The sequence below is a fragment of the Arthrobacter sp. Y3222053 genome, from assembly GCF_059092805.1.
Map to the genome: position 1 here is coordinate 25767 of NZ_JBNHIA010000006.1, position 19922 is coordinate 45688.

Sequence of the window (19922 nt, forward strand, 5' to 3'; positions counted from 1 at the left end):
GGAGCAGCCCGCTCCCCACCCCGCCGTCTTGATGCGAACCGTTCGCGATTAGGCTACGATGGGCAGGTTCCCGCACCACGGGAGGCCGTCCCCAGCCAGCAAGGAAACCACCACCATGAGCCGCTTGACCGCCACCATCGCGGCGGCGCTGACCGCTGCCGCCCTCACCCTTTCAGCCTGCTCCGGCGGGGAGGGCGGCGAGGCCGACACCGCCGCCGACGGCGCCCTGCCGGTAGTGGCCTCCACCGACGTCTACGGCAGCATCCTCGAGAGCGTCGGGGGAGAGCACGTCAGCGTCCGGTCGATCATCGACCGCCCCACGCAGGATCCGCATTCCTACGAGGCCACGGCCCGGGACCGCCTCGCGGTGTCCGACGCGCAGCTGGTGGTGCTCAACGGCGGCGGCTACGACAGCTTCATGGAGACCCTCGTCGCCGAGGAACAGGTGCCGGAGGAAGATGTGCTGAACGCTGTCGACATCTCCGGGCTCGACACCGGAACCGAAGAGCACACTGATGAGCACGCCGAAGATGCCGGGGAAGAGTCCGGAGACCATGCGGGCCACTCGCACGGCGCCTTCAACGAACACGTCTGGTACAGCCCGCAGGCCATGGGACTGCTCGCCGAGGCCGCCGCTGAGCGCCTGGCCGTCCTGGATCCGGAGAATGCGGAGGCATTCCGGACCAACGCGGCGGACTTCAACGACGGCATCGACTCGCTGCTGGAGCGACTGTCGGCCCTGCGCCCGGACGCCGAAGGCCGCGACGTCGCCGTCACCGAACCGGTCCCGAACTACCTGCTGGAGGACGCCGGCCTGCACAACGTCACCCCCGACGACTTCACGGAGGCGGTGGAGGAAGGCTCCGACGTCCCGGTGGCCGTGCTGAACGACATGGAACAGCTGGTGCGCTCCGGCGACCTCGCCTTCCTCGCCTACAACAGCCAGACGGCTTCGCCGCAGACCGAAACCGTCCGCCGGGCGGCCGAGGACGCCGGCGTGCCGGTCCTGGACTTCTCCGAGACGCTGCCCGAGAACGAGGACTACCTGCAGTGGATGGGTGCCAACGTGGAGAGCATCGAGGGCGTGCTCCGGTGAGCGCTCCCGCCGTCCGCCTGCGCGGGGCAGCCATGTCCTTCGGCGACCGGGCGCTGTGGCAGGGACTGGACCTGGACATCGCCCGCGGCGAGTTCCTGGCCGTCCTGGGGCCCAACGGCTCCGGCAAGACCACGTTCCTGAAGGTCCTGCTCGGCCTGCAGCCGCTGAGCACCGGCACCGTGACCGTCAACGGCCGGCCCGTGTCCCGGGGCAACGCCGACATCGGCTACATCCCGCAGCAGAAGACCTTCGCACCGTCGACGCCGCTGCGCGGCAGGGACCTGGTCGGCATGGGCATCGACGGAAACCGGTGGGGCATCCGGATGCGCCGTGCCCCCGTCCGGCGCCGGGTGGATGAGCTGCTGGGCCAGGTCGGCGCCGCCGCGTACGCCGACCACCCCGTCGGGCAGCTCTCCGGCGGTGAGCTGCAGCGGCTGCGCGCCGCCCAGGCTTTGGCCACCGACCCCGACGTGCTGCTGTGCGACGAGCCCCTGCTCTCGCTCGACCTGCATCACCAGCAGGCCATCAGCGCGCTGATCGACCGGCGCTGCCGTCAGGAGGACACCGCGGTGGTGTTCGTGACGCATGAAATCAATCCGATCATCGACTACGTGGACCGGGTGCTCTATCTCGCCGGCGGACAGTTCCGCACCGGCACGCCGGCCGAGGTGCTGCGCAGCGACGTCCTCTCCGACATGTACGGCAGCCGGGTCGAGGTGATCCGCAGCCACGGCCGGATCGTCGTCCTCGGCATCCCGGACGCCACCACCCACCACCATTTGGAGAACGAGGACGACCTTGGACCTGCGTGACTTCCTCTCCGAGGTCTTCAACTTCAGCGACTACGGGCAGCTGCTGCCCCTGGTGCAGAACTCCCTCTGGGCCGCGGCGATCCTGGGCCTGGTCGGCGGGCTGATCGGCGTCTTCGTGATGATGCGGGACCTGGCCTTCGCCGTGCACGGCATCGCCGAACTCTCCTTCGCCGGAGCCGCCTTTGCCCTGCTGGTCGGCGCCAACGTCATTGCCGGCTCACTGGTCGGCTCGGTGGCCGCAGCCGTCCTGCTCGCCGTGCTCGGGCTGCGCGCCCGCGACCGGAACTCCATCACCGGCGTCATCATGCCCTTCGGGCTCGGCCTGGGCATCCTGTTCCTCGGCCTCTACGAGGGACGGTCGGCGAACAAGTTCGGGCTCCTGACCGGCCAGATCGTGGCGGTGGACACGGTGCAGCTGAACCTGCTTGCCGTGTGCGCCGCCGTCGTCGTCGCCGGCCTGGCCGTGCTCTGGCGCCCGCTCACCTTTGCCAGCGCCGATCCGGAACTGGCCGAGGCCCGCGGCGTGCCGGTGCGGGGACTCTCGATTGCGTTCATGTTCCTGCTGGGCCTGTCCGTGGCCCTGTCGATCCAGGTCGTGGGTGCGCTGCTGGTGCTCTCGCTGCTGATCACTCCGGCGGCGGCGGCGCTGCTGGTGACCTCCTCGCCCCGCCTGGTGGTCGCGCTCAGCGTGGCGTTCGCGGTGGTCTCCGCCGTGGGCGGGATCCTGCTGGCGCTGGGCGGGAGGATCTCGATCAGCCCCTACATCACCACGATCTCGTTCCTGATCTACCTGGTGTGCCGCCTCATCCGGCGGATGCGTGGCCGGCGGGTGCCGGTCCGCGGCGGCGCGGCCGCCGCCTAGTTCTCCGCCGCCGCCCGTCGGGCGGCCGTGCAGGCGGGGCAGAGCCCGAAGACCTCAACGGTGTGCGCCACCTCGGTGAAGCCGTGGTCGGCGCCCAGCCGGGCGGCCCAGGACTCCACGGCGGGCGCCTCGACCTCGACGGTCCGTCCGCAGGACCGGCAGACCAGGTGATGGTGGTGGTGCCCGGCCTCGCAGCGGCGGTAGAGCGCCTCGCCCTCACCGGTGCGCAGCACGTCGACCAGGTTGTCCTCGGCCATGGACTGCAGGATGCGGTAGGCGGTCGCCAGGGACACTTTTTCGCCGCGTTCCTGGAGCAGCCGGTGCAGTTCCTGGGTGCTGACGAAATCGTCGAGTTCGTCCAGGGTGCGTCCGACGGCGAGCCGCTGGCGGGTGACCCGCTGCTCCGGGCTCCGCCTGGCGGGGCGCGGCGGTTGGCCGGTCATGGCATCCTCCTGCACTGGCACGATTGTCCCGTCCAGCGTACCAGCCGGGCCGCTGCAGGGACCGGGACGGTTCGGGTGCGCAGCAGGCCCGCGGCACCCGCCCGGCGGGTACTGTGGGCGCATGAAGATGACCAAGTTCTCACACTCCTGCGTGCGCTGTGAAAAGGACGGCCGGGTGCTGGTGCTGGACCCCGGCAGCTTCTCCGAGACGGATCGGGCGCTTGCCGGCGCCGACGCCGTGCTGGTCACCCATGAGCATCCGGACCACCTGGACCGCGGCCCGGTCCTGGCGGCGATGGCGGCCTCCCCGGACCTGGTGCTGCACGCTCCGGCCTCGCTCGCCGGGGCCCTGCGGAACGAGGCGCCGGAGCTGGCGGAGCGGATCGTCGACGTCGTCCCCGACGCCGAGTTCGAGCTGGCCGGATTCACCGTCCGCTCCTTCGGCGGCCAGCATGCCCTGATCCACCCCCTCGTGCCCCTGGTCGCCAACCTCGGCTACCTCATCGAGGGCAGCGTCTACCATCCGGGCGACTCCTTCATCGTTCCCTACGGCCTGAGGGCCCGCATCCTGCTGCTGCCCATCCACGCCCCGTGGTCCAAGGTCCAGGAGGTCCTGGACTTCCTCATCGCCTGCGGCGCGGACACCGCCTATCCCATCCATGACGCCCTCCTTAACGGCAACGGCCGCGCCGTCGTCGAAAAGCACCTGGAACGGATCGGCGCGATGTACGGCACCGAATACGTGGCGCTGCAGCCCGGTGATGAGGTCCAGGTATGACGCCGGTCCTCATCGACGCCCCGGCCCTGATGGAGAAGCGCGGCCGGGGCGCGCCCCTGCGGCTGCTGGACGTGCGCTGGGAGCTCGGCCGCACCGACGGGCACGCGCAGTACCTGGCCGGGCACATTCCCGGTGCGGTGTATGTGGACCTGGACAGCGAGCTGTCGGCTCCGCCGGGGCCGGGAGGCCGGCACCCGCTGCCTGCGGCCGGGGATTTCGCCGCCGCGGTGCGCCGCTGGGGCGTCAGTGACGGCGACCTCGTGGTGGCCTATGATGCGTCCGGCGGCAGCGCCGCCGCGCGCGCCTGGTGGCTGCTGCGGCACGCGGGCTTCGATAATGTCCGCCTGCTCGACGGCGGCCTGCGCGCCTGGGTGGACGCGGGCGGCCGGCTGGCCGGGGGAGACGAACAGCCGGAACCGGGATCCGCCATCCTCTCCTGGGGGCATATGCCCGTCGCGGACCTGGCCCGGGCCGGGCAGCTGGGGCAGGAGGGGGTGCTCCTGGACGCCCGGGCGCCCGAGCGCTACCGCGGTGAGACCGAACCGGTGGACCCGCAGGCCGGGCACATCCCCGGCGCGGTCAACGTGCCCGCTGCGGGCAACCTGGACGAGCGAGGCCGATACCTGAGCCCGCCGCAGCTGCGGGCCCGGTTCGAGGCGGCCGGGGTGGACGGCGTCCGGCCTACGGCGGCGTACTGCGGCTCCGGCGTCTTCGCGGCCGGTGAAGTTGCAGCCCTGGCGCTGGCAGGATTCGAGGCGGCGCTGTATCCCGGGTCCTGGTCCGAGTGGTCGGCCACCGCCGGGCAGCCGGTGGCGACAGGCGACGGGGAGCGGTAGCGTCGAAACCATGTTTACCGGCCGTCCCGTTCCGCCGCCCCTGCGCAAACCCCTGCGGCCGGGCGGCTCCCATCCCCAGCAAGGAGAGTCCATGCCGACCCTGTTCACCCGCATCATCGAGGGCGAGATTCCCGGCCGCTTCGTCTGGAAGGACGACGACGTCGTCGCGTTCCTGAGCATCGGTCCCCTCGCCGACGGACACACCCTGGTGGTACCCCGCCGGGAGGTGGACAAGTGGACCGACGCCCCGGCGGACCTGATGCAGAAGCTGACCGCTGTCGCCCAGGTGATCGGCGCCGCGCAGGTCGCCGCCTTCGGCTCGGAACGGGCGGGCCTGACCATCGCCGGATTCGAGGTCGACCACCTGCACCTGCACGTCTGGCCGGCCAACTCCCTGGCCGACTTCGACTTCAGCCGCGCCGAACGGGACCCCGATCCGGAGCGGATGGAGGCCAACGCCCGGAAGCTGCGGCAGGCGCTGCGCGACGCCGGGCACGAAAGGTACGTGCCTGAGCACTAGCTGGCCGGCAGCCAGGGCCCCCTCGACCCGCCGGCTCAGGCCGGGGCGAGGGCCTTGTTCAGAGCGGTCCGGATCCGTTTCTCCGAAACGGACCGGGCCGTTCCCAGTTCCTGGGCAAAGAAGCTGATGCGCAGTTCCTCCAGCATCCAGCGGACCTCCCGCAGCGCCGGGGGCACCGCGGCGCCCGGCGGCAGGGCAGCCACCGCGTCGTCGTAGTCGTCCTCAAGGGCCTGCACCACGGCCATCTGCGCGGCGTCGCGGGCCACGTTGGTCGGGAGCTTGTCCAGCCGGCGCTCGATGCCGGCCAGATAGCGGGGCAGGTGGGCCAGCTGCGCGTAACCGGTGCGGGCCACGAACCCGGGGTAGACCAGCGAATCCAGCTGGGCGCGGATGTCCTGCAGCGCACCGATCAGGGCCGGGGAGCCGGTGGCCTTGACCTGGACGGTGATCCTGCGGGCGGCCGACAGCACCTTCTCCACGATCGCGGTCACCGTGAACACCGTGTCGATCAGATCCGCCCGGACCCGCTCATACAGCGCATCGAAGTCCTGCCGGTTCCACGGCAGCGCCTCGGGCACCAGCTTGTCGATCGCCGCCAGCGAGCAGTCCTCCATCAGGGCCGCCGCCGAACCGTGCGGATTCTGGCTGAACGACAGCTTCTCCCGGTTGTTCAGGTGCTCCAGTACGTACCGCGACGGGTCGGGCACGCGAAGGGCCAGCAGCCGGATGACACCGGAGCGCATGGCCGCCGCCTGCTCCGCCGGGTCCGAGAACACGCGCAGCCCGGCGGTGGTGCCTTCGTCGATCAATGCCGGATAGCCGGTGACCGTGTGGCCGGCGACCATCCGCCGGACCTGCCTTTCGACCGTTCCGATGCTCCACTCGGTCAGACCGGAACGCTCCTGCACCGATCCGGTGTCGGTGCCCCCGCGGCTGCCGGGACCGGTACCGCCGGCCGGCTGGGGACGTCCGTTCCCGCGGCCGTTACCGGCGGCCGCGGTGCCCCGGCCTCCGCGGCCCGGCGTGCCCGCGCGGGCCGGGGCCACGCTTGCCGGAGTGGCGCCGAGGGATTCGGCAATGGCGCGGCGGGTGGCCGGGGCCAGTTTCTCCTGCAGGGCCGCCAGGTCCCGGCCTTCACCGAGGAGCCGCCCGGCGGCGTCGACCACCGTGAAGTTCATCCGCAGATGTTCCGGCACGGCGTCCCAGTTCCAGGAGCCGGGCGGGATGATCGAGCCCTTGAGCCGGCGCAGCACCAGTTCCAGCGAGGGTTCCAGCTCGTCCCGGGCCGGGTCGAAGTCCTCGGCGAGGGCCGCCGCGGCGGCGCGGGCGACGTCGGGGGCCGGAATGAAGTTCTTGCGCACCGCTTTGGGCAGCGACTTGATCAGGGCGGTGATCAGTTCGGCGCGCATGCCGGGGATCAGCCAGCGGAACGGCTCGGGTGCCAGCTGGTTCAGGAACAGGACGGGCACCTCGGCGGTGACGCCGTCGGCCGAGGCGTCGCCCGGGGTGAACTCGTACTGCAGCGGCAGCTCGAAGCTGCCGTAGCGGAAGGTCTTCGGGTAGGCGGACTCGTCCAGGTCGGCGGCCTGCTCGGTGAGCAGGGCGTCGGGATCGAAGTCCAGGAGCCGGGGGTCCTCATGCCGCGCGTGCTTCCACCACTTGTCGAAGTGCCGCTCGGAAACGACCTCCCGTCCCACCCGTGCATCGTAGAACTCGAAGAGGGTTTCGTCGTCCACCCGCAGGCCCCTCCGGCGGGTGCGGTTCTCCAGCTCCTCGACCTCCTCCAGCAGGGCGCGGTTGCGGGCGAAGAACTTGTGGTGGGTGCGCCAGTCGCCTTCCACCAGGGCATGGCGGATGAACATCTCCCGGGCCAGTTCCGGATCGATCCGGCCGTAGTTGATGCTGCGCTGGGCGATGACGGGCACGCCGTAGAGGGTGACCTTTTCGTAGGCCATGACCGATCCGTTGCGCTTGGACCAGTGCGGCTCGCTGTAGGTGCGCTTGACCAGGTGCGGGGCGACCTCCTCGACCCACAGCGGGTCGAACTTCGCCGCCGTCCGGGCCCACAGCCGGGAGGTCTCCACCAGCTCGGCGGCCATGACCCAGTCCGGAGACTTCTTGAACAGGGCCGAGCCGGGGAACACGGCGAAACGGGTGCCGCGGGCCCCCGCGTATTCGCGTTTGCGCTGGTCGTACAGGCCGATGTGGCTGAGCAGCCCCGAGAGCAGGCTGATGTGCACGTCCTTGTCCCGGCCCACCGGATCCACCGGCCCGGGGGACAGGGTAATGCCCAGCGGCTTGGCCAGCTGGCGCAGCTGCGCGAACAGGTCCTGCCATTCGCGGATGCGCAGGAAGTTCAGGAATTCGTTCCTGCACAGGCGGCGGAACGCGGAGGAGGAGAGTTCCTTCTGCTTTTCCTGCACGTACCGCCACAGGTTCAGGTAGCCGGTGAAATCGGAGTTCTCGTCGACGAACCGCTTGTGCATTTCCGCGGCCTTCTGGGCCCGGGCGGGATCGTCCTTGGACGGGCGTTCACGCGGATCCTGGATGGTCAGCGCCGCGGTCAGCACCATGACCTCCTTGGCGGCACCGCGGGCGCCGGCCTCGACGATCATGCGGCCCAGCCGGGGGTCCACCGGAAGCTGCGCGAGCTTGCGCCCGACGCCGGTCAGCCCGCCTTGGGGGTGCAGCGCGCCCAGCTCCTTGAGCAGCGCTGCGCCGTCGTTGACGGCCTTGGCATCGGGCGCCTGGACGAAGGGAAAGTCGACGACGTCCTTCGGGGCGCGGGCCACGCCCATGGCGGCCATCTGGAGGATGACGGCGGCCAGGTTGGTGCGCAGGATCTCCGGGTCGGTGAACTCCGGCCGGGCCTCGAAGTCCTCCTCGGAGTACAGCCGGATGGCGATGCCGTCGGAGACGCGTCCGCAGCGGCCCGAACGCTGGTTGGCCGAGGCCTGGGAGATCCGCTCGATCGGCAGCCGCTGGACCTTGGTGCGGTGGGAATAGCGCGAGATGCGCGCGGTGCCGGTGTCGATGACGAACTTGATGCCGGGCACGGTCAGCGAGGTCTCGGCCACGTTGGTGGCGAGCACTATGCGACGGTTCCGGCCGGGCCTGAAGACCTGGTGCTGTTCAGCCATGGACAGCCGCGCGTAAAGGGGCAGGATCTCGGTGCCGGCCAGCCGGGGCACCCGCTGCACCGTTCCGCGCAGGGCCTCGGCGGCGTCGCGGATCTCGCGCTCCCCGGGGAAGAACACCAGGATGTCGCCCGGCGCCTCACGGGAGAGTTCCTCCACGGCGTCGCACACGGCGTCGACCGGGTCGCGGTCCTCCTCGAGCTCGTCGTCCGCGCCGTCTTCGTCGCGGCCGTCGGCGGGCTGGTTCAGCGGCCGGTAACGGATTTCCACCGGATAGGTGCGCCCGGAGACCTCGATGATCGGCGCCGGCGTGCCGTCCGGAGCGGCAAAATGTTCGGCGAACCGCTCAGGGTCGATCGTGGCGGAGGTGATGATGACCTTCAGGTCCGGCCGTTCGGGCAGCAGCCGCTTGAGGTAACCGAGGATGAAGTCGATGTTCAGGCTGCGCTCGTGCGCCTCATCGATGATGATTGTGCTGTACTTCTTCAGCTTCCGGTCATGCTGGATCTCCGCCAGCAGGATGCCGTCGGTCATCAGCTTGACCTGCGTGTCCCGGCTGACCTCCCCGGTGAAACGTACCTGGTAGCCGACCTCGGCGCCGATCTCGACGCCGAGCTCCTCCGCGACGCGCTCGGCCACGGTCCGGGCGGCCAGCCGCCTCGGCTGGGTGTGACCGATCAGGCCCTTCTCCGCCAGGCCGAGTTCCAAGCACATCTTGGGAATCTGGGTGGTCTTCCCGGAGCCGGTTTCGCCGGCGACGATGGTGACCTGGTTCGCCGCAATGGCGGCCATGATGTCTCCGCGGCGCTCGGAGACGGGCAGCTGGGGAGGATAGGAAAGAGTCAGTGCCATGATTGGCACCAGTCTAGCCGTCCCGGTTCCCAGCCCCCGGAGGCATCGGCCTGTCTTTCGCCGCCGGCGGAGCGCCCGTTCCGTCCGGCGACGCCGCGGCCGCCCGCAGCAGCAGGGCCGCGGCGTCGCGGGCGCGGTTGCGCAGCTGGACCGGCTCCAGCACCTCGAACTCGACGCCCAGGGTAGCCAGCTGGATCAGCGGCAGGTCCAGGGAATCCCAACCCCCGCGCAGGACGGTGTGCCCGGGGCCATCCGGTTCCAGCACCGCGGTGTCGGAGGGAAACCGGTCCGCGAGGACCGCGGGCGGTGCGGCCAGCCGCACCACGACGTCGTACCGGTAGGGGAAGCGGGTGATGGACTCCCGCACGTAGTCCACCAGGTCCGGTGACGGGAGGGGGCGTGGAGCGAACCGCGCGCGGGGGGAGGGAACGCTCTGGAACCGGTCCACCCGGAAGGTCCGCCAGTCCGCCCGCTCCAGGCAGAAGGCCACCAGGTACCAGCGGCGGCCGGTGCTGACCAGCTTGTACGGTTCGGCCGTACGCCTGGCGGAGGCGCCCTCGGCGCCCGTGTAGCGGAAGACGACCGTGCGGCGCTCGGAGATCGCCGACGACAGCGTGGTGAGCATTTCCGGATTCACGGTGGCCGCGGGGCCGGCCAGCACGCTCACCGCGTTCCGCAGGGCGGAGAACTTGGGCCGCAGCCGGGCCGGCAGCACCTGTTCCAGTTTCGCCAGCGCCCGCACGCTGGCCTCTCCGGTGCCGGAGACCGGGCCGGTGGCGACGGCGGTCAGGCCCAGGGCGACGGCGAGGGCCTCCTCATCGTCCAGCAGCAGGGGCGGCAGCTGGGCCCCGGCGCCCAGCTGGTAGCCGCCGGCTATTCCGGGGGAGGCGGAGATCGGATACCCCAGCGTGCGGAGTTTTCCGATGTCGCGCCGCACCGTGCGTTCGGTGACCGCCATGCGCTCGGCCAGCGCGGCGCCGGTCCATTCCCTGCGCATCTGCAGCAGCGAGAGCAGGTGCAGCAGCCGGGCTGAGGTTTCGAGCATGTGAGCAGGCTACGTCTGAACGCGGACAATAGCTGTCCGCGTCGCAAAAACCTCTGCGCTGCCGATGTTGTCCCGGTTCGTGCGGCTTCGGGGGACGGGGCCGCCGGCCGCCCGCCGGCCCTATAATCCGAAGATGCCACTGACACGACTCGACCGAGACGCCCATGCCCAGCCCACCGCCCCCGCCCGGAACGGAGCCGGTCTGTGAGCGGCGGGCTGGTCGCCCTGCTGGACGACGTTGCGGCCCTGGCACGCATCGCGGCCGCCTCGGTCGACGACATCGCTGCCGGAGCCGCCAAAGCGGGAGCCAAGGCTGCCGGCGTCGTCATTGATGACGCCGCCGTCACTCCGCAGTACGTATCCGGGGCGGACCCCTCCCGCGAGCTGCCGATGATCAAGCGCATCTTCTGGGGCTCGCTGCGCAACAAGCTGCTGATCATCCTGCCGGCGCTGCTGCTGATCAGCGCCTTCATCCCGTGGATCATTCCGTTCATCCTGATGCTCGGCGGCACCTACCTCTGCTACGAGGGCGCCGAGAAGGTCTGGCACAAGATCCGCGGGCACCGTGAGTCCCAGGAAGCGCCGGCGGTCAACCGGGGACCGGACGCCGAGGCCAAGGTGGTCAAGGGAGCCATCACCACCGACTTCATCCTGTCCTGCGAAATCATGGTCATCTCCATGAACGAGGTGGCCGACCAGTCCCTGTGGATCCGGGCGGTCATCCTGGTCGTGGTGGCGCTGGCCATCACCGTCCTCGTCTACGGCGCCGTCGGACTCATCGTCAAGATGGATGACATCGGCCTCCACCTGGCCGCCCGGGACTCCGCGGGATCGAAGCGCATCGGCGCGCTGCTGGTTCGGGGAATGCCCACCGTGCTGGCCGCCATCACCCTGGTGGGCACGATCGCCATGCTCTGGGTGGGCGGGCACATCATGCTGCAGGGCGTGTACGACCTCGGCTGGCACCTGCCCTACGATGTGGTCCATGTCCTCGAGGAGCCCGTGGCCGGCGTGCCGGTGGCAGGCGGCTTCCTGGCCTGGCTGGTGAACACCCTGTGCTCGGCCGTCCTGGGCCTGATCTGGGGCCTGGCCGTCATGGCCGTCCTGCACCCGCTGCTGAAGGTGCTGCCGTTCGGCCGGAACCGGAAGGACGGGCACAGCGGTGGTGACCTTCGGGCGGCAGCCGCCGGGTTCCGGCCGAAGAAGGACGGCACCGACTCCGCGCACTGACACACGGGCGGGTGCGGCGGCGGCCCTCAGCCGCCGACGCACCCGCGGGCCCGGCTACTCGGGGATCGCCCCGGCCGGCATCGCCGGGACCTGCCCGGTGTGCTCGGTGACCTCGTCACCGGAGACGACATACGGCGTCCCCACGTAGGACTGCACCCCGCCTTCGACCTTGGTGATCATCGCCCCGGTGTACCCCCGGTGGCTCTCCCCGCTGAAGCCCAGGGGAACCAGCCCGTTGCCGGTCACGTCGCCGGACTCCAGTGCGTCAAGCAGCGCCTCCCGGGTGGGGTTGTCCCCGGCCTGCTTCAGCGCCTCCGCGAACAGGTAGCCCATGGACATCCCGAAGATGGTGTTGCCGTCGAACGGGGCGCCGCCGTTGTACTCCTCGTTGATCTGCTTGAACTGCGCCGTCCATTCGTTCTGCTCATCGGAATAGATGGGCAGGTAGTTGGCGGACAGGAAACCCTCCAGCAGCGGTGCGGCGTTCTCCCCGAGATAGGTGGCCAGCGTCGAGTAGTCGCCTCCGGCGGAGGAGGCGAGCCACTGCGGCGAGTACCCCAGCTTCGCCGCAGTGCCCACCGCCTGGGCGCTGAAGCCGTTGATGGTGGCCATGAAGACGACGTCGCAGCCGGTCTCCTTCAGGGAGCTGATCTGCGCGGCGATGTCGGTGTTCGCGGTGGAGTAGGACTGCACGTCGGCGAGGCCGTCGTTGCCGAGCACGGCTTCGAGCCCGGCCTGGAACTCCTCGCCGAAGTCGTCGTCCTGGCCGAAGAAGCAGTACGTGCCGTCAGGGAACTGTTCCTGGGCGTAGGTGGCCAGGACACGGGATTCAGTGGGGTAGTCCACCATGAAGCCGTAGGTGTACGGGTAGTCCTCCGGCTGGTCCCAGGTGGGGCTGCCCGAGGCGACGAACAGATCCGGCACCTCGTTGTCGTTGAGGAAGTCCAGCACCGCGCTGTGCGGCGGAGTGCCCAGCCCGCCGACCATCGCGAAGACCTCCTCCTGGAGGACGAGTTCGCGGACCGCCGACTGGGTATTCGCCGGATTGTAGCCGTCGTCCTTGACCAGGTACTCGATGGTGCGGCCGTTGATGCCGCCGTTGTCGTTGACGTAGTCGAAGTACGCGCGGGTGGCCGGCGAAATGGTCGCGTATCCAGCCGCGGCGGGCCCGGTCAGCGGCTGGTGCGTGCCGACCGTGACGGTGGTGTCGGTGACGCCGGGAGCGCTTTCGGCGGCTGCGGTGTCGCCGGATGCGGAGCAGGACGTCAGTGCCAGCGCGGCTGCGGCGGCAGCGGCGCCGCACCGGACGGCGGCGGAAAGGGAGGAATACCTGGTCATGGCGTGCCTTTCGGGTGGACGGGGAGGTGCTGGGAACCGGATGGTGCAGTGGAGGCAGCGGGGAGGGCGGACGGCGGTGCGGCGGCCGGCCGTCGGCTGCGGGTGGAGCGGCGGAGCGCCGGAGTGAGGCCGGCGATGCCCCGCGGGGCCAGAATGATGACGCTGATCAGCACCACGCCGAACACCGCCACGGAAAGGTTGCCGTCCAGGCGCTGGGCCAGGTCCGGGGACAGCGACAGCGCGGAGGTGCCCGTGCTGATCAGGTGCGGCAGCGCCACCAGCACCAGGGCGCCCCAGACCGCGCCGCTGAGCGAGTTCAGCCCGCCCACGACCGCGGCCATCAGCAGGAACAGGGAGAATACCAGCGAGTACGCGCCCGGACTGGCGCTTTGGGTGATGTAGGCCAGCAGGCCGCCGCCGGTGCCCGCTGCGGCGGAGCTGACGACGAAGGCCGTGACCTTGGTGCGGGCGGGGGAGATGCCGGCCAGCGCGGCCGAGGTCTCGTTGTCTCGGACCGCGCGAAGTGAACGCCCGAACCGCCCGCCGAGCAGGTTGGCCAGCAGCACGAACACGACGGCCGCGGCCGCAATCGCCAGCCACGCCTGCCACTGTTCCGTTCCGACGGCGCCGCGCAGCGCCGTCGGGCGTTTCTCCACCGTGATCCACAGCCCCTGTTCCCCGCCGAGCACTCCGGAGAAGGTGCCTGCCGCAGCCGGCAGCGCGACCACCAGCGCCATGGTGACGCCGGCGAGGTACGGGCCGTGCAGGCGTGCCGCGGCCAGCCCGACCAGCAGCCCGAGCAGGGCGGCGCCGGTTACGGCGGCGGCCCCCGGCAGCAGCAGCAGGGCGGCGCCTTCAACGCCGGCCTCAGCCAGGGCGTTGGCGCTGAGGCCGTAGCTGTACGCCCCCGCAGCCATCATCGCCGCCTGGCCGAGCGAGAGCTGCCCGCCCGCCCCGGTGAGCAGGGTCAGCCCGGCCACGGGGCAGGCATACGCGCACACCGTTGCCAGCTGGTAGGAGGTGAAGGGCGGAAGGACGAAGGTCAGCATGATCAGCCCGGCGGCGATGCCGGCGGCGGCGAGGATCCGGGTCCGTGGTGTCATGCTGCGCGCTCCTTGGCGAGGGAAAACAGTCCGGACGGCCGCAGCAGCAGCACTGCCAGCAGCAGGACGAGGATGGCGAGGGGGGCCAGCACGGCTCCCAGGTAACCGCTGACCCAGCTGAGCAGCACGCCTACGGCGAGGCCGCCGACGACGGCCCCGCCGGGGGAATCCAGCCCGCCGACGACGGCCACCGTGAACGCATAGACGAAGACGGTGTCGGCGGCGTGCGGGTTGAGTCCGAACTCGGTGGGGATCAGCAGCAGCGCCGCGAGCGCTCCCAGCGCGGAGGACAGGGCCCAGCCCAGGGTCAGCATCCGCTGTGAGCGGACGCCGAGCAGCCGGGCCAGCTCCGGGGCGAAGGCGGCAGCCCGCAGCGCCAGCCCCAGCCGGGTGCGCGTGAACAGCAGCATCAGTGCCAGCACGACGGTGCAGATGCAGGCAAAGACGAACAGGTCATAGGAGGAGACCGCGGAGACCCCGAGGATTTCGACCGGCTCGCCGCTGAACGGCGCGCTCATGGTGCGGTAGCCGTTGCCGAAGATCATGCCCAGGACGGCCTGCAGGACCATCAGCACGCCAAGGCCGGCAATGACCGTGTTCAGCGGGGAGGAACCGGACACATGCCGCATGACGCCGCGCTCGACGGCGGCGCCGATGACGAACCCCGCGGCGAGCGCAGCGGCGAGCCCGGCCCAGTAGCTGCCCGTGGCGGCGGTGACCATGAAGGCGACATAGGTGGCCGAGACGGCCATCGCGCCCTGGGCAAAGTTGACGATGCGCGCGGCCCGCCAGATGAGCACCAGGGAGAGGGCGAACGCGGCCAGGACGGCTCCGCGGGCGAGCCCGTCGAAGGTCAGGAAGAGGAATCTGTCCATTAGAACCCCAGGTAGGTGTGGCGCAGGCCGGTGTCGGCCGCGAGGTCGGCGGCGGGCCGGGCAGCGACGACCCGGCCCAGGTTGAGGACGACTCCGTGGTCGGCGACGGCCAGCGCGCTGCGCACGTTCTGTTCCACGAGGACCACGGTGAGCCCGGTCCCGTCGCACAGGCGGCGGAGCAGGGCGAAGATCCCGGCCGTCACCTTCGGCGCGAGGCCCAGTGACGGTTCGTCGAGCAGCAGCAGCTGCGGGACCGCCATCAGGGCCCGGCCGAGCGCCAGCATCTGGCGCTCGCCGCCGGAGAGCTGGTGTCCGGCGGCCCCGCGGCGCCGGGCCAGCGGCTCGAAGTGTCCGTACACCTCATCAAGGGTCCGTGCGGCTGCGGCCCGGTCCTTCCGCCAGAGACCGCCGAGCCGCAGGTTTTCGTCCACGCTCAGGTCCGTGATGACGCTTCGGCCTTCCGGAACCAGGGCGACGCCGGTGCGCACCATGTCCTCCACGGACACCCGGCCCAGGTCGATGCCCTCGCCCATCCGGATGGACCCCGAGGTGGCCGGCAGCTGGCCCGTCACGGTGCGCAGGAGGGTCGTCTTGCCGGCGCCGTTGGCCCCGACGACGGCCGTGATGGAACCTGCGGGGACGTCCAGGTCCACGTCATGCAGCACCGGCAGCGGCCCGTATCCGGCGCATACTCCCGCCAGGACCAGCCCGGCGCTCACGCGGCACCCGCCCCGAGGTAGGCCTCGGTGACGGCCGGATCCGTGCGGACCGCAGCGGCGGTGCCCTCGGCGATGACCCGCCCGAAGTCCAGGACCGTGATCCGGTCGCACACGGCCATGACCAGGTCCACATGGTGTTCGACCAGCACTACCGAGCACCCGCGGCCGGGTATCGCGCGGATCAGGTCGGCCAGTTCGTCTATGTCGTCCCGGCCCAGCCCGCCGGCCGGCTCATCGAGGAGGAGCAGGCGGGGATCGGTGGCCAGGGCGCGGGCCAGGGCGGCTTTTTTCCGCACCCCGTAGGGGAGCGTGGCGGGCAGCGCCGAGGCGTGGGCGGCGATCCCCAGGGACTCGAGTTCCTGCATCGCCCGCTCCCGGGCGGCCTTTTCGGCCCGGCCCCCTCCGGGCAGCGCGAGCAGGTCCCGGATGAAGCCGGTTCCGGCGGGGCGCAGGGCCGCCGTGACGTTGTCCAGCACCGTGAGGCCCTCGAAGAGGCCCAATGCCTGGAGCGTGCGGCTGACCCCCAGCGGTGCCAGCCGGTGCGGCACCGGGGTGAAGGCGGCGCCGTCGAGCTCCAGCGTGCCGGAGGAGGCGCGGACCAGGCCGCAGACGGTGTTGAACAGGGTGGTCTTGCCGGCGCCGTTGGGGCCGATCACCCCTGCAGCACGGCCCGGCGCGACCTCGAGGTCGACCGAGTCCAGGGCGGTGAGGCCGCCGAAGCGGACCGAGATGTTCCGCAGCCTCAGCCGCGGTGGTGGTTCCGACCGGTCGGTATGTTGCACGTGCATGAGTACTCCATCGTCTCTGCGGGTGGTGCGCTAACGGTGGTGCCTGGTGCGGTGGTGCTGACTATCGGTGCTGCGGTGCTGCGGTGCTGCTGGCTATCGGTGATGCTGCGGGCGGACCCCGGCCCTCACTCGGGCCGGGGAGGACGGAGGCCTGCGAGGTAGAGCTCCGTCAGCTGTGCGGCGACCTCCTCCTTGCTGAGGCTGCCGTCGGGGGAGTACCAGTACGCGAGGTAGTGCGGGTCAGAGAAGAAGTTGGCCACCAGGACCGGCAGCGGCATGTCGGTACGGACGGACCCCTCGGACCGGCCCCGGCGGAGCAGGCCGGCGAAGACCTCGTTGTACTCGCGGCGGCGCTGCTTGACCTCCTCCAGCCGGTCCTCGCTGAGCATGTGCTGCGAACGGAAGAACACGGCGCCTTCCCTGATCCGTTCGATGGAGGTGATGATCAGGTCCTCGCACACCAGCCGGATCGTTTCCGGCACGGGCAGCCCGCGGGCGATGATCTCGGTCAGGTGGTCGTGCTGGACGGTCAGGATCCGGTCGTAGATATCGAAGAGCAGGTCATCCTTGGAGGCGAAATAGTGGTACAGCGCGCCCTTGGTCACGCCCGCGGCGTCGACGATCTGCTGGACGCTCGTGCGCGCATACCCCTGGGTCGCAAAGAGCTCGACCGAGGTGTGGGCGAGCTGCTCCTTGATGTTCAGTGTCTTCATTGCTGGCGGGCCGGTTCCTTCTGCGGGTAAGACGCCGGGGGAAGAACATACCCACCGGTCGGTATGCCACACCCTACCCCCGCGGCCACCCCCGCGCGCAAGGGCTTTGACGCACCGATTTGGGAAGGATTCAGGCTCCGGGATTCCGTCCGGACGCAGGAGAACCCCGCCGCCGGTTTCCCGGCGACGGGGTTCTCCTGTTCTGCATCATCCGTGCCCTCGATAGGATTCGAACCTACGGCCTGTTGCTCCGGAGGCAACCGCTCTATCCCCTGAGCTACGAGGGCGGATCGCCGTTTCCGGCGGCATCCTTGGGACTCAAGAAGCTTAGCAGGTTATCCGGGCGGGCAAAAACCTGACCCGCGTCCGCGGCGCGTCCGCCGCTCAGTATCCGGTGAAGGCGTCGGTGACGGTCCTGCCGCCGCCGGCGGCGCGCACCGCCCGGCGGGCCGCGGCCACCGCAGCCGGAGAACCGGAGGCATAGGCGGTGCGGGCGGCGACGTCGGGCACCAGGGATCGGAGGGCCGGCCCGTCCGGCAGCCGGTCGGCGACCCGCATGAAGCCCGGCACGTCCTCGCGGCAGCAGATCAGTACCTGCAGCTCTCCGTCAGCGGCGGCGGCGCGCAGCTCCCCGGCATAGGCGGACTCCTCGGCGGAGGCCACGGCGTACACCAGGACGACGTCGCGTCCGGACAGCGCACCGGAGCGCAGCCACCCGATGAACGGCGTGATCCCGATGCCCGAGGCGATCAGCAGCAGGGGTTGCCCGGACCTGGGCGGCGTGAAGTCCCCGCCCACGGCCGTGCCCGCCACCGTGGCCCCGGGTGACAGCCGCAGCAGGGCTGCCTTGAAGGTGCTGGGCGGGTCCTGGACCCGCAGCCCGAAGCCGACCCGACCGCCGGGGGCCGTGCTGATGCTGAACGTCCGGCGGCTGCCGCGGCCGTCCACCGGCGCGTGCGGAAGGCTGAGCTCCATGTACTGGCCGGGGGAGAAGCGGACAGGGCGGGCCGGTTCAAAGACCAGTTCCCTCGCGGTGGGAGTCAGGGCCCGGTTCTCCGCCAGGCGCAGTGTCACCGCGCCCCGCTGCCCGAAGCCGAAGGCGACGGCGTTGCCGATGAGCAGGGCCAGCTCCGGGGACATATGGACCGGTCCCAGCTGCAGCGGCAGGCAGAACAGGATGCCGACGAGGCCGGCCGCCAGCAGGCGCTGGAACCGCCTGGGCGGCAGGGTCAGCGGCTCCGTCAGCATGAAACCGGCGAGGAAGACGATCGGGAAGGAAGCCAGCGCGGTCCACAGTCCGGCGGCGAAGCCCGCTCCGGACAGCTGGAACTGCAGGGCGCTGCCGGTCAGCGCCGTTACGGCGAAGACCGCGCCAGCCCCCGCCAGCCGGGTCCGCCACAGCAGCAGCGCCGCGGCCGGCAGGACGACGATGAGCATCAGCGGCGCGGCGACCCACCAGGCCGGGCCGGGCAGGCCGACGAGTGCAGCCGTGAACGCCCCGACGGCGGCCGGGTTGAAGATGTGCCGGCGCCGCCAGGCCAGCAGGTATTTGGAGACGGTCGCCGCCGCGGCAGCCACCGCGGCGGCGGTGAGGTCCTGCGCCGCGGTGGAGGGCCAGAACAGGAAGAACAGGATCAGGGCGGTGATTACCGAGGATTCGGTGTGCGGGCGGGTCCGCAGCAGCAGGCCCATGACCCGGCTGGAAACGAGGGTGACCGAGACGGTCACTGCCAGCAGGGCGGCCAGGTCGGCCGGGGAGTAGTAGAGCGCCCCCGTCAGGGACAGGAGGAAGGACCATGCCGTGACGGCCAGCAGCAGCAGGACCGTCAGGCGGTACATGCTCAGCCGGCCGGCGGCGGCGCCGGGGCGGAGGAACGGCCGGGTGGGCGAAAGGCTCATGTAAACAGGACTCCAGTGAGGGCGGCGGAGAATTCGGCCCGACCGTCCGAGAAGATCCGGACGTAGTCGAAGCCAAAGACGGTCCGGAGCCGGGAGGGCTCCGTAAGGAACAGTGCGGTGGCCAGCCCGTCGGCGGTCATGGCGTCGTCGGCCAGGACCCAGGTGGCGGTCACGGTGGAGACGGGCATGCCGGTTGCGGCGTCCAGGACATGGTGCAGTCCGTCGCCCCACGCGCGCCGGTTCGAGGCGGAGGCGCACAGGGCCCGGTTCCGCAGGTCGAGCACCCCGATCGCCCGGGAGGGATCGTAGGGATGCTCCAGCGCCGTCCGTACCGGCGCCGGGCCGCGGTGCAGCATGTCGGACCCGGCGTCGACCAGATACTCATCGACGCCCGCGGCGGCCAGCTCCGCGGCCACCAGGTCCACCAGCTGGCCCTTGCCGGCGGCCCCCACGTCCAGCAGGACCGGTCCGGCCTCCTGCGCCGGGACCCGGACGGCGACTCCGTCCGGGGTGTTCCGGCGGACCAGCTGCCGCCACGGCGGCGCCGGCAGCGCCGGACCCGAGGGACGCAGGCTGAGTGCGGCGTCGTAGCCCAGCCGGGCCAGGCCGCCCCCCACCAGGGGGTTCATCCGCCCATCGGTCAGCTCCTCCAGTCGGTCGAACAGGCGAAAGAGCGCCCGGGCCTCCGGAGGCAGTTCCGTTTCGCCGTCGCGGCCGAGGCGGGCAATGAGCGAATCCGGCCGGAACCGGGAAAAGGCACGGTCATAGGCTGCCGTCAGGGCCAGCACGCGCGACTGCAGGGAGCTGCCGAGCGTGGCGGGCGTGGTGATGGTCCAGGCGGTGCCGATCGCCTCGAAGCGGAAGTCCGGCACGGGA

The 19922-nt window shown here is 70.8% G+C and carries 18 protein-coding genes and 1 tRNA gene; 7 read left to right on the forward strand and 12 right to left on the reverse strand.

Features of this window, described 5'->3' with window-relative positions; translation table 11 throughout:
* Positions 1-115 precede the first annotated feature (115 nt).
* Genes AC5RUW_RS14400 through AC5RUW_RS14410 form a run of 3 tightly spaced genes read left to right on the forward strand, consistent with a single transcriptional unit; the run spans position 116 to position 2770 of the window.
* Positions 116-1096 (forward strand): metal ABC transporter solute-binding protein, Zn/Mn family, encoded by a 981-nt coding sequence (locus AC5RUW_RS14400; RefSeq protein ID WP_494161316.1) that lies wholly within the window; start codon positions 116-118, stop codon positions 1094-1096.
* 32 nt (positions 1097-1128) lie between these two features.
* The gene (locus AC5RUW_RS14405) at positions 1129-1908 is read left to right on the forward strand and encodes a metal ABC transporter ATP-binding protein (protein ID WP_494161414.1); all 780 of its coding nucleotides are present in this window, start codon (positions 1129-1131) and stop codon (positions 1906-1908) included.
* Positions 1895-2770, forward strand: coding sequence for a metal ABC transporter permease (locus AC5RUW_RS14410; RefSeq protein WP_494161317.1), 876 nt, complete (start codon positions 1895-1897; stop codon positions 2768-2770). Before AC5RUW_RS14405 ends, AC5RUW_RS14410 begins: the two co-directional genes overlap by 14 nt.
* On the opposite strand, the gene AC5RUW_RS14415 is transcribed toward AC5RUW_RS14410, so the two are convergent.
* Positions 2767-3213, reverse strand: a complete 447-nt coding sequence (locus AC5RUW_RS14415; protein WP_494005345.1) for a Fur family transcriptional regulator — start codon at positions 3211-3213, stop codon at positions 2767-2769. The two genes, AC5RUW_RS14410 and AC5RUW_RS14415, sit on opposite strands and share 4 nt — an antisense overlap.
* Positions 3214-3334: 121 nt before the next feature.
* Between AC5RUW_RS14415 and AC5RUW_RS14420 the strand changes: the two genes are divergently transcribed.
* From AC5RUW_RS14420 to AC5RUW_RS14430, 3 genes are all read left to right on the forward strand, one after another.
* Positions 3335-3991, forward strand: coding sequence for an MBL fold metallo-hydrolase (locus AC5RUW_RS14420; RefSeq protein WP_494161318.1), 657 nt, complete (start codon positions 3335-3337; stop codon positions 3989-3991).
* Positions 3988-4827 carry a sulfurtransferase gene (locus AC5RUW_RS14425; protein ID WP_494161319.1) on the forward strand — a complete coding sequence of 280 codons (840 nt, stop codon included), beginning with the start codon at positions 3988-3990 and terminating at the stop codon, positions 4825-4827. The genes AC5RUW_RS14420 and AC5RUW_RS14425 overlap by 4 nt, the downstream gene beginning before the upstream one ends.
* Before the next feature lie 91 nt (positions 4828-4918).
* Positions 4919-5347: an HIT family protein gene (locus AC5RUW_RS14430; protein WP_494161320.1), complete on the forward strand. Its 429-nt coding sequence runs from the start codon at positions 4919-4921 to the stop codon at positions 5345-5347.
* 35 nt (positions 5348-5382) lie between these two features.
* Here the strand turns inward: AC5RUW_RS14430 and hrpA are convergent, their stop codons facing one another.
* Both hrpA and AC5RUW_RS14440 read right to left on the reverse strand, forming a co-directional pair.
* Positions 5383-9336: an ATP-dependent RNA helicase HrpA gene (gene hrpA, locus AC5RUW_RS14435; RefSeq protein ID WP_494161321.1), complete on the reverse strand. Its 3954-nt coding sequence runs from the start codon at positions 9334-9336 to the stop codon at positions 5383-5385.
* Positions 9337-9349: 13 nt separating this feature from the next.
* Positions 9350-10381 carry a helix-turn-helix transcriptional regulator gene (locus tag AC5RUW_RS14440; RefSeq protein WP_494161322.1) on the reverse strand — a complete coding sequence of 344 codons (1032 nt, stop codon included), beginning with the start codon at positions 10379-10381 and terminating at the stop codon, positions 9350-9352.
* A 204-nt stretch (positions 10382-10585) separates the two neighbouring features.
* Between AC5RUW_RS14440 and AC5RUW_RS14445 the strand changes: the two genes are divergently transcribed.
* Positions 10586-11611 (forward strand): DUF808 domain-containing protein, encoded by a 1026-nt coding sequence (locus AC5RUW_RS14445; protein ID WP_494161323.1) that lies wholly within the window; start codon positions 10586-10588, stop codon positions 11609-11611.
* A gap of 54 nt (positions 11612-11665) precedes the next feature.
* Here AC5RUW_RS14445 and AC5RUW_RS14450 read toward each other — a convergent pair whose 3' ends face one another.
* From AC5RUW_RS14450 to AC5RUW_RS14490, 9 genes are all read right to left on the reverse strand, one after another.
* A complete protein-coding gene (locus tag AC5RUW_RS14450; protein WP_494161324.1) occupies positions 11666-12949 on the reverse strand; it encodes an ABC transporter substrate-binding protein in 1284 nt (427 codons plus the stop codon).
* A complete protein-coding gene (locus AC5RUW_RS14455; RefSeq protein ID WP_494161325.1) occupies positions 12946-14052 on the reverse strand; it encodes a branched-chain amino acid ABC transporter permease in 1107 nt (368 codons plus the stop codon). The genes AC5RUW_RS14450 and AC5RUW_RS14455 overlap by 4 nt, the downstream gene beginning before the upstream one ends.
* Positions 14049-14927 (reverse strand): branched-chain amino acid ABC transporter permease, encoded by an 879-nt coding sequence (locus AC5RUW_RS14460; RefSeq protein ID WP_494161326.1) that lies wholly within the window; start codon positions 14925-14927, stop codon positions 14049-14051. Before AC5RUW_RS14460 ends, AC5RUW_RS14455 begins: the two co-directional genes overlap by 4 nt.
* Positions 14927-15646 (reverse strand): ABC transporter ATP-binding protein, encoded by a 720-nt coding sequence (locus AC5RUW_RS14465; RefSeq protein ID WP_494161327.1) that lies wholly within the window; start codon positions 15644-15646, stop codon positions 14927-14929. Before AC5RUW_RS14465 ends, AC5RUW_RS14460 begins: the two co-directional genes overlap by 1 nt.
* Entirely contained in the window at positions 15643-16434 is a 792-nt protein-coding gene (locus tag AC5RUW_RS14470) for an ABC transporter ATP-binding protein (RefSeq protein ID WP_494161328.1), read from the reverse strand. Before AC5RUW_RS14470 ends, AC5RUW_RS14465 begins: the two co-directional genes overlap by 4 nt.
* 125 nt (positions 16435-16559) lie before the next feature.
* On the reverse strand, positions 16560-17147 hold the full coding sequence (locus AC5RUW_RS14475) for a TetR/AcrR family transcriptional regulator (RefSeq protein WP_494161329.1): 588 nt from the start codon (positions 17145-17147) through the stop codon (positions 16560-16562).
* A 214-nt stretch (positions 17148-17361) separates the two neighbouring features.
* A tRNA-Arg gene (locus AC5RUW_RS14480) sits at positions 17362-17434 on the reverse strand.
* A 97-nt stretch (positions 17435-17531) separates the two neighbouring features.
* The gene (locus AC5RUW_RS14485; RefSeq protein ID WP_494161330.1) at positions 17532-19046 is read right to left on the reverse strand and encodes an FAD-dependent oxidoreductase; all 1515 of its coding nucleotides are present in this window, start codon (positions 19044-19046) and stop codon (positions 17532-17534) included.
* Positions 19043-19918, reverse strand: a complete 876-nt coding sequence (locus AC5RUW_RS14490) for an FAD:protein FMN transferase (protein ID WP_494161331.1) — start codon at positions 19916-19918, stop codon at positions 19043-19045. Before AC5RUW_RS14490 ends, AC5RUW_RS14485 begins: the two co-directional genes overlap by 4 nt.
* Between the last annotated feature and the right edge of the window lie 4 nt (positions 19919-19922).

Bases quoted from the DNA above. Each gene is read 5' to 3' on its own strand.
- AC5RUW_RS14400 (WP_494161316.1), top strand. From the start codon at position 116: ATGAGCCGCTTGACCGCCACCATCGCGGCGGCGCTGACCGCTGCCGCC.
- AC5RUW_RS14405 (WP_494161414.1), top strand. From the start codon at position 1,129: ATGTCCTTCGGCGACCGGGCGCTGTGGCAGGGACTGGACCTGGACATC.
- AC5RUW_RS14415 (WP_494005345.1), bottom strand. From the start codon at position 3,213: ATGACCGGCCAACCGCCGCGCCCCGCCAGGCGGAGCCCGGAGCAGCGG.
- AC5RUW_RS14420 (WP_494161318.1), top strand. From the start codon at position 3,335: ATGAAGATGACCAAGTTCTCACACTCCTGCGTGCGCTGTGAAAAGGAC.
- AC5RUW_RS14425 (WP_494161319.1), top strand. From the start codon at position 3,988: ATGACGCCGGTCCTCATCGACGCCCCGGCCCTGATGGAGAAGCGCGGC.
- AC5RUW_RS14430 (WP_494161320.1), top strand. From the start codon at position 4,919: ATGCCGACCCTGTTCACCCGCATCATCGAGGGCGAGATTCCCGGCCGC.
- hrpA (WP_494161321.1), bottom strand. From the start codon at position 9,336: ATGGCACTGACTCTTTCCTATCCTCCCCAGCTGCCCGTCTCCGAGCGC.
- AC5RUW_RS14440 (WP_494161322.1), bottom strand. From the start codon at position 10,381: ATGCTCGAAACCTCAGCCCGGCTGCTGCACCTGCTCTCGCTGCTGCAG.
- AC5RUW_RS14450 (WP_494161324.1), bottom strand. From the start codon at position 12,949: ATGACCAGGTATTCCTCCCTTTCCGCCGCCGTCCGGTGCGGCGCCGCT.
- AC5RUW_RS14455 (WP_494161325.1), bottom strand. From the start codon at position 14,052: ATGACACCACGGACCCGGATCCTCGCCGCCGCCGGCATCGCCGCCGGG.
- AC5RUW_RS14460 (WP_494161326.1), bottom strand. From the start codon at position 14,927: ATGGACAGATTCCTCTTCCTGACCTTCGACGGGCTCGCCCGCGGAGCC.
- AC5RUW_RS14470 (WP_494161328.1), bottom strand. From the start codon at position 16,434: ATGCACGTGCAACATACCGACCGGTCGGAACCACCACCGCGGCTGAGG.
- AC5RUW_RS14475 (WP_494161329.1), bottom strand. From the start codon at position 17,147: ATGAAGACACTGAACATCAAGGAGCAGCTCGCCCACACCTCGGTCGAG.
- AC5RUW_RS14485 (WP_494161330.1), bottom strand. From the start codon at position 19,046: ATGAGCCTTTCGCCCACCCGGCCGTTCCTCCGCCCCGGCGCCGCCGCC.